Genomic DNA, 15,607 nt, shown 5'->3' with positions numbered 1-15,607 from the left:
GTTCTCCTATTTTGTTAGTAACTTTTCCACTACGTTTAACTTTCGCATGGTCAGATCCACGCCAAACAGCTTTTCAAGATAGTTAGTATTGAGCTTTTTTCGTTTTGCAGTTCTAGGGAGATAGAGGTAGAGACAGTGATCGCCTACACAAATTTCTTCCTCACCGTAGTCAGCTTTCAATTTTTCTAATGGCAGACTTTGGATAAATCCCTGATAAAGAATCACATGTACACGATCATGAAGATAGTCTTCTTTAAATGGATTCTCATGAACAATCTTTTCAAAATCGTTCTTATTCTTGATAACCATTTTTAAGTCGGCCCCAATTTTTTCCTTTATCAGAGTATGAACGCGTTCTCGTATTTCTTCTAAATCTAAGTCACTTTCAAGGATGATATTCCCACTTTGAATATAGGTTCGAACGTGTTGAAAACCAGCTTCTGTCAAAATATCTACCAAATAAGACATTTTCGGGATAGCATTTTTTCCATTAGGAGTAACGCCTCTTAGTAAAATAATATGTTCCAAAGGACTTCCTTTCTTATTTGGTACTTATTGGATTTGAGCCTGCCACCCAGCCAGTACAGAGGGCAGAAGTGATGTTAAAGCCACCTGTGTGGGCATTGATGTCTAAAACTTCCCCAGCAAAGTGGAGACCAGGTACTAGCTTACTTTCAAGGGTTTTAGGATTGATTTCCTTGAGGCTGATACCACCCTTGGTTACAAAGGACTTGGCAAGAGACATTTTGCCAGTGACAGGGATGGGCAGTTCTTTGATTTGTTTGATCAGAGCCTCTTTTTCACTGAGATTGAGTTGTTTGACTTTTTCAGGATATCCTTGAACAAAAAATTCTGCCAAGCGTTCTGGCAACAAGGTTTTTAAAGCATTTTTTAGGGATTTTTCTCGATGTTCTTCTAAAAAGTCTGCCAAATCCTGCTGACTCATCTGAGGCAAGACATCTAGATAGATGGTCTCGCCGCCCTTGACAAAGCTGGACATGCGTAGGGCAGCAGGACCAGATAAACCAAAGTGGGTAAAGAGCAGGTCATGGGTGATGACATGCTTTCCATAGCTGAGGGTCACATCGTCCAGCGAAATCCCCTGAAGCGCTTTGTGAGGAAAGTCAGTCAGAAGTGGACTTTCGGCTGCTTCCAAGTCGGTCACAGTGTGCTTAAAGTGTCGGGCAATATCATGGCCAAAACCAGTCGAGCCAGTTGAAGGGTAGGACTTGCCGCCAGTTGTCACAATCAATTTCTGGCAGGTCCAAGTCTGGTCGCTGGATCTGACAGTGAAAAGCTCATCAGATTTTTTGACGGAGACGATTTCAGTATTGGTGATGACAGTGCCACCCAACTCTGCAATTTTATTTTCCAAAGCTTCGATAATGGTACGGGACTTGTCTGTCGCTGGGAAAACACGGCCATGGTCCTCAACCTTGAGTTTGACACCGTTCTCTGTAAAGAAGTTGATGATATCATGGTTGTCAAACTGGGAAAAGACGCTGTAAAGAAAGCGCCCGTTGCCAGGAATGCCGGCCATGAGGTCATCCAAGTTTCCATTGTTGGTGACATTGCAGCGCCCGCCGCCTGTACCCGCTAGTTTCTTGCCCAGTCGTTTATTTTTCTCGAGAAGCAGGGTCTTCTGTCCGTAGAAAGAACTGGAAATAGCAGCCATCATGCCAGCCGGTCCTCCGCCGATGATGATTGTATCGAAATGGTTCATATATTTTTTCCTTTCGTGAAATAGGAATTTTATGTGCTAGCTAATCTTGTGCAAGGTGATTTGGCCTTCTCGGCTATACAGTGGACATGCTCTGGACAGCTTTTCTGTCAGTCCTTCAGCTAGCATCTTGGTAGAAGATTGATCGGATTTCAGGCTCATTTTTACGGAAGATCTTTTCCAGAGGCCAAGTAGATTTCGTACCATTCTTTTCTAGTCAGTTCAATATCTGCTGCCTTGGCTGATTCGATGATGCGGCTAGTCTTGGTCGTGCCGATGACTGCCTGCATCTGGGCTGGATAGCGTAGTACCCAAGCAATAGCTACTGCGGATGGTGATATTTGGTATTTGTCGGCCAGTCGGTTCAGGACGGCATTGAGTTTGGGGTATTTATCCGAACTGACAAAAACGCCTTCGAAATAGCCATGCTGGAGGACAGACCAAGCCTGAATCACGACATCGTTGAGGCGGCAGTATTCGAAAATACTACCGTCACGCATATTTGCGGCTGTTCCCTCCATGTTGACGTGGAAGCTGGACTCAAAAGCAGGTGAAAAAGCTGCGCTCAATTGGAGCTGATTTGCCACCAAAGGCTGCTTGACTTCTTTTTTGAGAAGTTCCATCATCATAGGATTCTGGTTGGACACTCCAAAATCAAGGACCTTTCCTTGAGATTTGAGCAGATCAAAAGCTTCAGCGATTTCACTGGGCTCCATTAGGGCATCTGGTCGATGCAAAAGCAGAGAGTCCAGATGGTCCACGCCTAAGCGCTGTAAAATACCGTCTGTTGCCTCTAGGATATAGTCTTTGGAAAAGTCAAAGTAGGTAAATTCTTCTACGCGGATTCCCACTTTGGACTGGATCCACATTTTAGCCCGTAGGTCAGGTCGATTTTTGAGCACTTGTCCCAAAATTTCTTCGCACTTGCCTCCACCGTAGATATCGGCTAAGTCAAAAGCATTGATTCCGATTGACAAGGCTGTTTCGACCAGTTCTTCCACCTCTTTGGGTGTCATTTGGGCAATTCGCATCAGCCCTATGATAATCTGGGAAATTTCTCTCTTGCTTTCTCCGAATTCAAGATATTTCATAAGCTCTTCTCCTCGTGTCATCTTAATCCCAGTATAAGCTAAACCTGCTCTAAAGTCAAAAAGCGACTAGCTAGATCGAGCCTTGGAGCAAATGTGTAGAAAATCCTCATTTTGGCTAATGAAATTTGGCTGACTTTGTTGGAAAATTAGAAGATTTGACAAAAACTTGGCTTCCTGATAGAATAAGAATGTCTTAAAGACAAATAACTTCTTCTTGGTTGCAGGAATTGCCAAGCCTGCCACTCGGATGAAGCGTAAAGAAAAGGAGCTTATCATGGCAATCTCAAAAGAGAAAAAAAATGAAATCATTGCACAATATGCACGTCACGAAGGTGATACAGGTTCAGTAGAGGTTCAAGTTGCTGTCCTTACTTGGGAAATCAACCACCTTAACGAACACATCAAACAACACAAAAAAGACCACGCTACTTACCGTGGTTTGATGAAGAAAATCGGTCGCCGTCGTAACTTGCTTGCATACTTGCGTAAAAACGACGTTAACCGTTACCGTGAGTTGATCAACTCTCTAGGACTTCGTCGTTAATCTGCTTTATTTTCCACTTACATTGCGTAGTCACCTTACCTCGATATACTCAGTATAATCTTCGGTTACGTTTCCTAGCACTGTAAGGTAAAATAAACCAGATCATCTCCCTTCGGGGAGATTTTTTGTTTCACTAAAATTTTCGTACAATCTTCGGCTCGTCGCCTTGTCTAGAAACATTTTATCCAGCAAGAATAAAGCTCTCTGATCTCAGAGGGCTTTTTTGTTTTCACTAGGATTTTAGCCCGAGCTCAAATTAGCTCTCTGACTTTATAGGTTTTTCGTTATCCTTACTTTGTCTTCTATCAGTACAATTTTTAGCTCTCCTTGAATTTTTTAGAAAATCTTGCTAGACTGTAGCTACTAAGATAAAAACACAGTTCTGGTTGGTAGTCCAGACGCAAAAAATCCATTTTTTGTCAGTAACCTTCCTCCTTGGTTGTCCATTCTTAGGGATTTTTAAAGGAGGTGCTGTCATGGATAAGATTTCAATGACGCTGACAGTTTATTTTGAAGAGGGATTTTGGTACGGTCTTTTCGAGCAGGAACATGCTCAATCTTATAGAGTTTGCCGAGTCACCTTTGGTGCAGAGCCTAGTACGCAGGAATTGTTGGATTTTCTAAACCGTTATTATCATCGGTTGCAGTTTAGTCCTAGCATCAGGGTGAAGGAGAAGACTAAGTCGGTCAGTCCTAAACGCCTGCAGAGACAGGCTAAAAAAGAGCAGATGGCTTCACGTTCTTCAAAGTCTCAGGAAGCGCTGAAGCTGCAATTTGAAGAGCAAAAGCAAATCGCTCGCATCAAGCGCAAGCAACAGAAAGAACTGGCTAAGCAAAGGAAATTCGAACTCAAACAGCAAAAACGATTGGAAAAGCACAAGGGGCATTGAGCCTGGTTTTTCTTATTTTTATGGAAAGGTCTTCCTATGGGAGGCTTTTTTGTTTCTTAAACAAATTTTTCTTGTCTCGAAACTATACCAATTTTATGTTGACAAATATCAAGTTGGTGTGTATAATGGTTTCGTCTCTCGATAAAAAGATAAATAAGACTATACCAATTTTAATAAAGGAGGAACTAGCTTTTTGACAGCAAAAGGCTAGAAATAAATCTATGTGTGGAATCGTCGGAGTTGTGGGAAACCGCAATGCAACAGATATTTTAATGCAAGGACTTGAAAAGTTAGAATACCGAGGCTATGATTCGGCTGGAATTTTTGTGACAACAGGAGAAAAATCTAGCCTAGTCAAGTCTGTTGGTCGGATTGCAGATCTTCGTGCCAAGATTGGCATGGATGTGGCAGGTTCAACAGGTATTGGTCATACCCGCTGGGCAACCCACGGAAAACCAAGTGAGAATAACGCCCATCCTCACACTTCTCAGACAGGCCGTTTTGTTTTGGTTCACAACGGTGTGATTGAAAATTACCTGGACATCAAAAATAACTACCTTGCTGGCCATGATTTTAAAGGCCAGACAGATACAGAAATTACAGTTCATTTGATTGGGAAATTCGCGGAAGAAGATGGCCTCTCTGTTCTTGACGCTTTCCGCAAGGCCCTTCACATTATCGAAGGTTCCTACGCTTTTGCCTTGGTAGATGCCCAAGATCCTTCTACGATCTACGTTGCCAAAAACAAATCTCCGCTTTTGATTGGCTTGGGAGAAGGTTACAACATGGTCTGCTCCGATGCTATGGCTATGATTCGTGAGACTAGCGAATACATGGAAATCCATGATAAAGAGCTGGTTATCGTGACGGCTAATAGAGTAGAAGTGCAAGACTACGAAGGCAATGTTCTTGAACGCGGCAGCTATACTGCTGAGCTGGACTTGTCCGATATCGGCAAAGGCACTTATCCTTACTACATGTTGAAGGAAATTGACGAGCAGCCGACCGTGATGCGGAAGCTGATTAGCACCTATGCGGATGAAAATAATAAGATGCTGATTGATCCAGCCATCATCAAAACAGTCCAAGAAGCGGATCGCATTTATATCATTGCTGCTGGAACTTCTTATCATGCGGGTTACGCTTCTAAACGAATGCTGGAAGAACTGACAGATACGCCAGTTGAACTGGGAATTTCTTCTGAATGGGGCTATGCTATGCCGCTTCTGAGCAAGAAGCCACTTTTCATCTTTATTAGCCAATCTGGTGAGACAGCTGATAGTCGCCAAGTCTTGGTCAAGGCCAATGAACTGGGCATTCCTAGCTTGACAGTGACCAATGTGCCAGGCTCAACCTTGTCTCGTGAAGCCAAGCATACCCTGCTTCTCCATGCTGGACCAGAAATTGCCGTGGCTTCAACCAAAGCCTATACTGCACAAATCGCTGCCCTAGCTTTTTTGGCCAAGGCGGTCGGTGATGCCAATGGCAATGAAAAAGCCAAGAAGTTTGACTTGGTTCATGAGCTGTCTATCGTAGCCCAGTCTATCGAGTCTACTCTTTCTGAGAAAGAATTGATCGAAAGCAAGGTTCGTGACTTGTTGGCGGAAACTCGCAGCGCCTTTTATATCGGTCGTGGTCAGGACTACTATGTGGCGATGGAAGCCAGCCTTAAGCTTAAGGAGATTTCCTACATTCAGTGTGAAGGCTTTGCGGCAGGAGAGCTTAAGCATGGTACTATTTCTCTGATTGAAGAGGGAACCCCTGTCCTAGCTCTGCTTTCAGACGAAGTCTTGGCTAGCCATACTCGCGGAAATGTTTCTGAAGTTGTGGCGCGTGGAGCCAAAGTGTTGACTATTGCGGAGGAAAATGTGGCTAAGGATGGAGACGATATTGTCCTGAGCCAAGTTCACCCTTACTTGTCACCAATCTCTATGGTGGTGCCAACTCAATTGATTGCTTATTTTGCAACCTTGCACCGTGGTTTGGATGTGGATAAACCGCGTAATCTTGCTAAATCTGTAACGGTAGAATAACCGTCTTAATGAATCTCGATAAGAATACCAAGCCTCAGATTTTTCTGGGGCTTTTGGTATGGTATTTGGTGATGGTGCCCTTTGGAAGTCTCTTTCTATCATGATAAAACCATGTTATTCTATGCAGATGGACAATGGAGTGAGCATCATTTTTGTATATGCCACTAATTAGTGATAAAATATTTTCATCTTAAATATCAGGAGGACAGAACATGGTGGAATTAGGTATTTCTACTTTTGGAGAGACAACGCCACTGGAGGGTACAGGGCAGACCTATACTCATGACGAGCGGCTTCGGCAGCTGGTAGCAGAGATTGAGCTGGCAGACAAGGTGGGGCTGGACGTGTATGGTATTGGAGAGCATCACCGAGAGGACTTTGCTGTCTCTGCACCGGAGATTGTGCTGGCGGCTGGTGCGGTCAAGACAGAGAAGATTCGCTTGACCAGTGCTGTCAGTGTCTTGTCGAGCTTGGATCCTATCCGAGTCTACCAGCAGTATGCGACGATTGATGCTCTGTCAAATGGCAGAGCAGAGGTCATGGCTGGCCGTGGATCTTTTATCGAGTCCTTTCCGCTCTTTGGCTATGACTTGAAGGATTATGAAGAGCTTTTTGATGAAAAATTGGATCTGCTCCTCTATGCCAGTGCCGAGACGCGGTTGAATTGGAAGGGCAAGCTGACGCAGACTATTGATAATCGGGAAGTCTACCCACGGGCGGTGCAAGAAACATTGCCAGTTTGGGTGGCGACGGGGGGCAATGTTGAGTCCACCATTAAGGTCGCCCAGAAGGGCCTGCCAATTGCGTATGCCATTATCGGTGGACAGCCTAAGCGCTTCAAGCCCCTGCTGGATGCGTATCGCCGGATTGGGCAGGAAAGTGGGCACTCAGATGAAAAGTTGAAAATCGCTGCCCACTCTTGGGGCTGGGTCATGGAGGACAATGAGGAGGCGGTCCGGACTTACTTCCATCCGACCAAGCAGGTAGTGGACGCTATCTCCAAGGACCGCCCTCACTGGCGGGAGATGACCTATGAGCAATACCTAGATCAGGTAGGACCAGAGGGGGCCATGTTTGTCGGTAGCCCTGAAAAGGTCGCTCAGAAATTAATCAAGATGATAGAGGAGCTGGGGTTGGACCGCTTCATGCTACATCTGTCGTTGGGATCGCTTCCGCATGAGCAGGTTCTCCAGTCTATCGAACTCTTTGGCACCAAGGTTGCACCGCTTGTGCGGGAGTATTTTGCAGTTAAGGGTAAGTAAAATCGAAGTAGAGGTCTTTTGATAAAGATTGCCTATCTCTCCCATAGAAAATATATATCTTGCCTTTCTAAAAATAGTAAGAAAAAATAGGTTTTTCATCGAAAGCTGAAAAAGCTTGGTAAAGCTAGATTGAGCTAGCTTTTTTAATTTACTCTTATAAATATTTTTAATCGGGCTGATAGGAAATATATATTTGGAAAGCCCACTTTTCAGTGATATGATAATAGCAATCAAATTGAAAAGGAGCAAGATATGTCTAAAAGAGAGTTGGTTTTAAAAGCCTTTAAGGGGGGGAAAGTTGACCGAGTGCCGGTTGGTTTCTGGCATCATTTTACCAGCGAGGATGAGTGGCTGGCTGGTTTTGGCAATCAGACTATTATCGAGAAAAATCTGACAGGTCATCAAGCGTTTCTATCAGAAGTCAAGCCAGACTTTGTCAAACTGATGAGCGATGGTTATTTTGCCTATCCGAATGAGCGCTTGAAAAAAGTTCAATCTATCAAGGACTTGGCAGATATCGAGCCGCTAGGCGCTGACCATCCTTGGATCAGTGAGCAGGTGGAGCAGGTTCAAAAGATTAGGGCTGGCTTCACAGAGGATTTGGTTGCTACTTACAATATTTTTGCTCCGGTGACCTACTTCAAATGGTTGGTTGGCAAGGTTGCTGGGGGAGATGACATCATTGCAGATTTTCTAGCAGAGGATGCGAAAGTGACAAAGCGGGTGCTGGATGTGATTGCTCAAGATATTGCGGCTCTGACAGAGCGCATTATCAAGGAAGCTGGTGCGGATGGAATTTACCTCAGCGTTCAGAGCATTCAGGATGCGCGAGTGTCGGCCGAAGATTACAAGGCTTACATTGCTCCTGGTGAATTAGCGGTGCTGGAAGCAGCCAATGCAGCTGGCGGAGTAAATATTCTGCATATTTGTGGCTACGAAGGCGCGCGAAACGACGTTCATCTTTTCACAGATTATCCAGCTCAAGTTATTAACTGGGCAGTGGGGCCAGAAGGCATCAGCTTGGCAGAAGGTCGTAAATTATTTGGCGGTCGAACCGTTCTCGGTGGTTTTGAAAACGGCAAGGATGGCCTGCTCTACACAGGTAGCCAAGAAGCTATTCAAAATGAAACTAAGCGCTTGATAGCAGAGGCTGGCAAGGATGCTTTGATTATCGGGGCTGACTGCACCATCCCAAGCGATATTGATCCAGAGCGGATTGAGTGGGTTCGCCAAGCAGCGAGTTTAGCATAAGAAGGAGACGAAAGAATGAGTAAGAAAAAATGGATTATCGGTGGAGCAGCTGTGATTGCTATTGTTGCCGCAACTTATTTGGGACGGACCTTGACAGGGGCTTCGTCCAGCAAGGCGAGTAGTGCGACATCAGGCAGTGACAAGGTCACGACTTTAAAAGTAGCTCATACGCAAAACTACGTTCCTTACGACTTTTTGGACGAAAAAGGCCAGTCAGATGGGTATGAAGTAGCAGTACTCAAGGCCATTGATGAAAAATTGCCAGATTATCAGTTCGAATATACTGGCACCAGTGACGAAGATCTTTTGATTGGTTTGGAATCTGGGAAATATGATATCGGAACCAAGGGAGCTTGGTACACCGAAGAGCGGGCGAAGAAGTTCATCATTCCAGAAAGTCCTATCGGAGCTAGTATCATCGGCTTCACCATTCGAAAAGCAGACGCAAATAAATTTAAAAATATTGATGATTTTGCCAAAGAAAAAGGAAAATTGGTGCCGATTTCGCCACAGAATGCTCAATGGACAGTGATTGAAGAGTACAACAAAAAGCACAGCGCTAGCCCAATTGAGTTGACCGCAGCAGAGTCTTTTCAGATAGCGGATGCCTATGCTTGGGTCTTGGAAGGTCGCTATGATGCCTTCTTTGATATCAAATTGTCCTTTGAAAAAGCTGTCACAGACAAGGCAGGTTCCTACCATCAGTATGCGGATCAGCTGAGTTGGTTCCCTTACAAGGGTATCCCTACCTATCCACTCATTCATAAAGATAAAAAGAATGAGGAGTTTGCCAAAGCCTATGAAAAGGCTATTAAAGAGCTGGAGAAAGATGGGACACTCTCTAAATTATCGGAAAAATACTTTGGTGAAGATGTCTTTTCTTATGTAGATAAAGACTAAAAGCTGGAGAAAGGAGACCGTATGGTCGCTTATGATTTGTCCCGTGTTTTTGGCCTACTGCCTGGTTTGTTACAGGCCTTGCCGACTACTTTATGGATTATGTTCGTGACGGTTTTAATTGGCTCCTTGCTAGGCGGCCTGTTGGCTTGGGCTCAAGTTGCGGAGGAGCCGACTTTTGCTGGTCTGGCTAGAGGGTATATATTTATCCTTAGGTGTACACCGCCTGTTGTCTTGCTCTTCTTGGTCTTCTATGGCATTCCAGAGTTTTTAAAGTGGTGGCTGGGGCTGGATATCAATAATTGGTCGCGGACTGTGTTTGTCATTATCACCATGATTTTGCTCTTTGCGGCCATGATTGCAGAAGTCTTCAAGGCAGCCTATCTTGCTGTTCCCAAGGGACAGACCGAGGCAGGACTCAGTATTGGCTTGACACCAGTGCAGACTTTTCTGCGGATCATTCTGCCACAGGCTTTTCGCATCGCCCTGCCCAATTTGACTACCGCCTTTCTTAATCTCATGCGGGATGCTGCGCTGGCCTATACGATTGGAGCAGTTGATGTCATGGGAGCGGGGCAAAATCTCATCAGCCGGAATCTGGGTAATTATTCCCTCGAAACCTATACAGCGGTGGCCTTGATTTACTGGGGGATTGCTCTAGTGGTTTCGCTGGCTTCCCAGCTTCTGGAAAAAAGTCTGACAGTCAAGGAGAGGTAAAGCATGGATTTGAATTATATTGTAAATACCTTTCTGGTTACTTTGAAAGGTATACCGGTAACCCTGATCATTATGGTAGTGGCTATTCTGCTCAGCTTTATTCCGGCTCTGCTCTTGGCTCTAGGTCAGATTTATAAAATTCGTGGTGTTCGAACTTTTTCGGTTGTTTATCTAGCCTTCATTCGGGCGACGCCTCCTATTTTACTTATCCTCTTTTTCTACAGTCTATTTCCTAGCTTGCTGAATCAATTTTTCAAAAGTCTAGGCAGTCAGGTAGATGTCTTTAAGTTCAATCCGCTTTACTATGCTTTCATCATTTATAGTTTGATGACAACAGGGAGTTTATCGGAAATCTTGCGCTCTGCTATTTTGACAGTGGATAAAGGACAGTTAGAAGCAGCTCAGGCGATTGGGTTGACGAATTTTCAAGCTTATTGGAGGATTGTTTTTCCTCAGGCTCTGCGTTCTGCCCTGCCCAATCTCGCCAATCTGGTTATCAATTTGGTTAAGGGGACCTCACTGGTATTTGTCATGACGGTCAAGGATATTACAGCTTTGGCTAAGGTCGAAGCCTCTCATTCTTACCAGTATTCAGAGTCTTACTTAGTAATTTTTGTTATTTATCTCATTATCTGTGGCTTGATTCAGTGGATGTTTAGGGGCTTGGAAAAGCGCTACGCTCTTGCTTAGGAAGGAAAGATTATGTTAGAAGTAAAACATATCTCCAAACGATTTGGAGAGCACCAGGTGCTGGCAGATGTCAGTCTCAAGGTCAATCAAGGTGATGTTGTGGTTATTCTGGGACCCTCAGGCTCTGGGAAAACAACATTTCTGCGCTGTCTAAATCACTTAGAAAAAGCGGATAGCGGCCAGCTGACTTTGGCTGGTAAGGACTATGATTTGGCTAAACTTAGCAAAAAGGAAATTTTGGAAATACGCAGAAAGACGGCCTTTGTCTTCCAGCATTATAACCTCTTTGCTAATAAAACTGCCCTTGAAAATATCTTAGAGGGCTTAGTGATAGCTCGTAGGATACCGAGGGAAGAAGCGCTTGAGATTGCAGAAGAGTCTTTGAAGCGCGTGGGACTTTTAGCCTACAAGGACTACTATCCTTCTCAGCTATCAGGCGGTCAGCAGCAGCGGATTGGGATTGCCCGTGCCATTGCCGTCAAGCCAGATGTCATCCTGCTGGATGAGCCAACTTCGGCTCTAGATCCGGAACTGGTCGGTGAAGTTCTCAGTGTCATGAAACAGCTGGCTCAGGAGGGAGTGACCATGGTCGTTGTGACCCATGAGATGAGCTTTGCCCGTGATGTGGCCAACCATGTCATCTTTATGGACGGCGGTCACATAATCGAAGAAAATCCTCCTCAGGAATTCTTCTCTAGTCCGAAGGAAGAGCGGACCAAACAGTTTCTGTCCCGCATTTTGTCGGATGCCAGCTATAGTGTAGAATATATGATTTAACTTGTATCAAAATAGAGAAGCTTTCTTCATGTTTTTATGTGGAGAAAGTTTTTTGATTTTAAAAAAATTATGTAAATTTTTTGTTCAAACCTATTGACAAGGGGTAAAAAAGGATGTATAATTACAAATGTAAACAAAAAGTTTACGTAAATTTAATCAGAAGGTATGAATACAGCCGGAAGGCAATTATTTTTGGGAGGATTAAAAGTTATGTAACATCATATTCTTCTGAAATAGATCCAACTCATCCATAAAGCAAGAGACTGAAGGAGTCTTAATTTTTGGAAATAGAATAAGTTATGTAAAATAGTAGATAGGAGAAGATCTCCGATATGAACATAAATGTACAGTAGGTAAGAAAGAGATTTCTTATCTGAAACTTTAGCAAATGAAAAAATGATATAAAACGTATAAAAAGTGAGGAAAAATGATGAACAACAATTACAACAATTTCAACAATATGGACGACCTTTTCAACCAACTCATGGGGCGCATGGGTGGCTACAACAGCGAACATCGTCGCTACTTGATCAATGGTAGAGAGGTCACACCGGAAGAGTTTGCTCAGTACCGGGCTACTGGCAAGCTCCCTGGTCAAGGAGCAGGTGAGCAGACTGGACAAGCTGGAGCGCATGGGCCTAAGCAAGATGGCATTCTGGCTAAGCTAGGTCGCAATCTGACTCAGGAAGCGCGTGAAGGCAAGCTAGATCCAGTTATTGGGCGCAATAAGGAAATCCAAGAAACTGCTGAAATCCTTTCCCGCCGGACTAAGAACAATCCGGTTCTGGTTGGCGATGCCGGAGTTGGTAAGACAGCTGTCGTAGAAGGATTGGCTCAGGCTATCGTCAATGGTGACGTGCCAGCGGCCATCAAGAACAAGGAAATTATTTCTGTTGATATTTCTGGCTTGGAAGCTGGTACCCAGTATCGTGGTAGCTTTGAAGAAAATATCCAAAACTTGGTCAACGAAGTCAAGGAAGCTGGCAACATCATCCTCTTCTTTGATGAAATCCATCAAATCCTAGGAGCAGGATCTACTGGTGGAGATAGTGGCTCTAAGGGGCTAGCGGATATTCTCAAACCAGCGCTTTCTCGTGGGGAGTTGACCGTTATCGGGGCTACTACTCAGGACGAGTACCGCAACACCATTCTCAAAAATGCAGCTCTGGCTCGTCGTTTCAATGAAGTCAAGGTCAACGCACCGTCTGCCGAAGATACCTATCAGATCCTTCGAGGCATTCGGGACTTGTACGAAAAGCACCACAATGTCATCCTGCCGGATGAAGTGCTGAAAGCGGCTGTGGACTACTCAGTTCAGTATATTCCACAACGGAGCTTGCCAGATAAGGCCATTGACCTGGTCGATGTGACTGCTGCCCACTTGGCAGCTCAACATCCAGTAACGGATGTTCATGCGGTTGAAAATGAGATTGCTGAGCAAAAAGACAAGCAGGAAGCGGCTGTTGAAAAAGAAGATTATGAAGCTGCTCTGAATGCCAAGACCCGCATTGAAGAGCTGGAAAAGAAAATTCAAAACCACACCGAGGATATGAAGGTAACGGCGACAGTCAATGATGTGGCAGAATCTGTTGAACGGATGACGGGTGTGCCCGTATCTCAAATGGGTGCTAGCGACATTGAGCGCCTCAAGGGCATGAATGACCGTCTCAAAGCCAAAGTCATCGGCCAAGACAAGGCTGTAGAAGCTGTGGCTAGAGCTATCCGCCGCAACCGTGCAGGATTTGATGAGGGCAACCGTCCGATTGGCAGCTTCCTCTTCGTTGGTCCAACTGGTGTCGGAAAGACTGAGCTGGCTAAACAACTAGCTCTAGATATGTTCGGTACCAAGGATGCTATCATCCGTCTGGATATGTCTGAATACAGTGACCGCACAGCCGTTTCTAAGTTGATTGGTACGACTGCTGGTTATGTCGGCTATGATGATAACAACAATACCCTGACTGAGCGTGTGCGCCGCAATCCATATTCTATCATTCTCTTGGATGAGATTGAAAAGGCGGATCCACAAGTGATTACTCTTCTCCTTCAAGTTCTGGATGACGGTCGTTTGACAGATGGTCAAGGTAACACAGTCAACTTCAAGAACACGGTCATCATTGCGACTTCCAATGCAGGCTTTGGCTATGAAGCAGGTCTGGAAGAGGATGCAGAAAAGCCTGAGCTGATGGATCGACTCAAACATTATTTCCGCCCAGAATTCCTCAATCGTTTCAATGCGGTTATTGAGTTCTCTCATCTCAAGAAAGAAGACCTGATGGAGATTGTGAATCTCATGCTGGTTGAAGTAAATCAAACCTTGAGCAAGAAGGAAATTGATCTGGCTGTATCTGATGCAGCTAAGGAATTCCTACGTGATGCTGGTTATGACCAAGTCATGGGCGTTCGTCCGCTCCGCCGTGTCATCGAGCAGCAAATTCGTGACAAGGTGACCGACTTCCACTTGGATAATCTAGATGCTAAGCACCTGACTGCAGATATGGAAGATGGTGTCTTGGTTATCCGTGAAAAATCAGCAGAATAACTACCTATAACTTTCAAAATCCCGTAAAACGAACAGATATTTAGTCTGTTCGTTTTTTTATTCATCCTGTTCAGATAAAAAATCTCCAATCAGCTGACGGGAGATTTCCTTATTTTCTTCGATACTGACTAGGTGTCATTTGATAGTATTTTTTAAATTGTCGGTTGAAATTAGAAAGGTTATTAAAACCAGACTGGCTGGAGATTTCTAGAACTGACAGAGTGGAGTGCTGGAGGAGCTCGGCAGCCTTGCGCAGGCGGAATTGAATCAGATATTCAATGCAAGAAACGCCCAGATGTTTTTTGAAGAAATTCATGAAGTGCGTCGGACTGTAGCCGCAGATGCCAGACAGCTGATCAATAGAGAGTTCTTCCTGATAATGCTCATTGATATAGTCGATGATAGACCGAATTTTTTCTTCCTTGCGGTAGCCCTCGGCAGATAGCTCCTTGGAGACGATATAGCCGTTTTCAAAAAGCAAGTAGAAGAGCTGATTGAGCTGGGCCTTGAGTTGGAATTCATAGTATTTCTTTTGGCAATAACCGGTTTCCATAGTAGCCAGCAGGCATTGGCGAATTTCCTCATAGGCTTGATCAGTCGGCTTGATGACATGGACAAAGTCCAGTTGACCATTGTAGAGAGGCTGTAAATAGTGGATACTAGCATGGTCCATGGCCGAATAGCCCATTAAGTCCAAGTGAAAGTTAATGGCATCCATGTAGTGGCGCTGCTGCTCAATCGGATGAATGGAGTGAAGGGCATTGGGACGAATCAGGACAATATCGCCCTTGTGACTGTTAAAATAATGATCGTCGATATGAAATTGGGCGCTTCCCTCGTGGACGTAAATGATTTCAACATCGGTGTGCCAGTGGAAAAGGATGTCAGGCTGGCCGTTTTCCGTAATGGTCCGCGTCAGAGAATAGGGGGTCCCTTGATTCTTATATTCAGTAGTTTTGTGCAATTGGCCCAAATCCATCATAATGCCCTCCTTCGTAGAATACTATCATTTTTTAAAGTAATTAGATTGGAAAATGTGTTTGCCAACTATTATAATATAATTAAAAAGAAAATGAAAGTAGGAAAATAGAGAGGAGAAAATTTTCTGAAAGTCTAGTTTAGGCTGGCAGCGTGGGCGAATCATTTAAGAATTTTTAGCTACCATCCAGCTCCTTATAGAATAAGAAAAGTGT

General features: G+C 44.4%; 14 protein-coding genes. 10 read left to right on the top strand and 4 right to left on the bottom strand.

Annotation, left to right across the window (positions count from 1 at the left end):
- Positions 1-6 precede the first annotated feature (6 nt).
- The 3 genes from D8872_RS04270 to D8872_RS04260 all read right to left on the bottom strand — a co-directional run bounded on the left by D8872_RS04270 (position 7) and on the right by D8872_RS04260 (position 2,811).
- On the bottom strand, positions 7-528 hold the full coding sequence (locus D8872_RS04270) for a DUF1697 domain-containing protein (RefSeq protein ID WP_125390074.1): 522 nt from the start codon (positions 526-528) through the stop codon (positions 7-9).
- A 13-nt stretch (positions 529-541) separates the two neighbouring features.
- Positions 542-1,723 (bottom strand): aminoacetone oxidase, encoded by a 1,182-nt coding sequence (gene aao, locus D8872_RS04265; protein WP_125387953.1) that lies wholly within the window; start codon positions 1,721-1,723, stop codon positions 542-544.
- A 161-nt stretch (positions 1,724-1,884) separates the two neighbouring features.
- Positions 1,885-2,811: an aldo/keto reductase gene (locus D8872_RS04260; protein WP_125390073.1), complete on the bottom strand. Its 927-nt coding sequence runs from the start codon at positions 2,809-2,811 to the stop codon at positions 1,885-1,887.
- 274 nt (positions 2,812-3,085) lie between these two features.
- Here D8872_RS04260 and rpsO point away from each other — a divergent pair, with 274 nt between their 5' ends.
- From rpsO to D8872_RS04200, 10 genes are all read left to right on the top strand, one after another.
- Positions 3,086-3,355, top strand: coding sequence for a 30S ribosomal protein S15 (gene rpsO, locus D8872_RS04250; protein WP_001018251.1), 270 nt, complete (start codon positions 3,086-3,088; stop codon positions 3,353-3,355).
- Between the two features lie 476 nt (positions 3,356-3,831).
- Entirely contained in the window at positions 3,832-4,245 is a 414-nt protein-coding gene (locus D8872_RS04245; protein WP_061910944.1) for a YjdF family protein, read from the top strand.
- Between the two features lie 221 nt (positions 4,246-4,466).
- Entirely contained in the window at positions 4,467-6,278 is a 1,812-nt protein-coding gene (glmS, locus tag D8872_RS04240; RefSeq protein WP_125390071.1) for a glutamine--fructose-6-phosphate transaminase (isomerizing), read from the top strand.
- A 212-nt stretch (positions 6,279-6,490) separates the two neighbouring features.
- Positions 6,491-7,540 (top strand): LLM class flavin-dependent oxidoreductase, encoded by a 1,050-nt coding sequence (locus tag D8872_RS04235; RefSeq protein ID WP_125390070.1) that lies wholly within the window; start codon positions 6,491-6,493, stop codon positions 7,538-7,540.
- Between the two features lie 252 nt (positions 7,541-7,792).
- Positions 7,793-8,791 carry a uroporphyrinogen decarboxylase family protein gene (locus D8872_RS04225; RefSeq protein ID WP_125390069.1) on the top strand — a complete coding sequence of 333 codons (999 nt, stop codon included), beginning with the start codon at positions 7,793-7,795 and terminating at the stop codon, positions 8,789-8,791.
- Positions 8,792-8,806: 15 nt separating this feature from the next.
- Complete coding sequence (locus D8872_RS04220; protein ID WP_125390068.1) at positions 8,807-9,691, top strand: transporter substrate-binding domain-containing protein; 885 nt, start codon at positions 8,807-8,809, stop codon at positions 9,689-9,691.
- 21 nt (positions 9,692-9,712) lie between these two features.
- A complete protein-coding gene (locus tag D8872_RS04215; protein WP_125390067.1) occupies positions 9,713-10,405 on the top strand; it encodes an amino acid ABC transporter permease in 693 nt (230 codons plus the stop codon).
- 3 nt (positions 10,406-10,408) lie between these two features.
- A complete protein-coding gene (locus tag D8872_RS04210; protein WP_125390066.1) occupies positions 10,409-11,095 on the top strand; it encodes an amino acid ABC transporter permease in 687 nt (228 codons plus the stop codon).
- Positions 11,096-11,107: 12 nt separating this feature from the next.
- Entirely contained in the window at positions 11,108-11,872 is a 765-nt protein-coding gene (locus D8872_RS04205) for an amino acid ABC transporter ATP-binding protein (protein ID WP_125390065.1), read from the top strand.
- A gap of 430 nt (positions 11,873-12,302) precedes the next feature.
- Positions 12,303-14,414, top strand: a complete 2,112-nt coding sequence (locus D8872_RS04200) for an ATP-dependent Clp protease ATP-binding subunit (protein ID WP_125390159.1) — start codon at positions 12,303-12,305, stop codon at positions 14,412-14,414.
- 109 nt (positions 14,415-14,523) lie between these two features.
- On the opposite strand, the gene D8872_RS04195 is transcribed toward D8872_RS04200, so the two are convergent.
- Positions 14,524-15,396, bottom strand: a complete 873-nt coding sequence (locus tag D8872_RS04195; protein WP_111705339.1) for an AraC family transcriptional regulator — start codon at positions 15,394-15,396, stop codon at positions 14,524-14,526.
- Positions 15,397-15,607: the final 211 nt, after the last annotated feature.

It is taken from the genome of Streptococcus cristatus, from assembly GCF_003943815.1.
Taxonomy (GTDB): Bacteria; Bacillota; Bacilli; order Lactobacillales; family Streptococcaceae; genus Streptococcus; species Streptococcus cristatus_F.
Note: the sequence above shows the minus strand (reverse complement) of the source record. Positions and strands in the feature narration are given on the sequence as shown.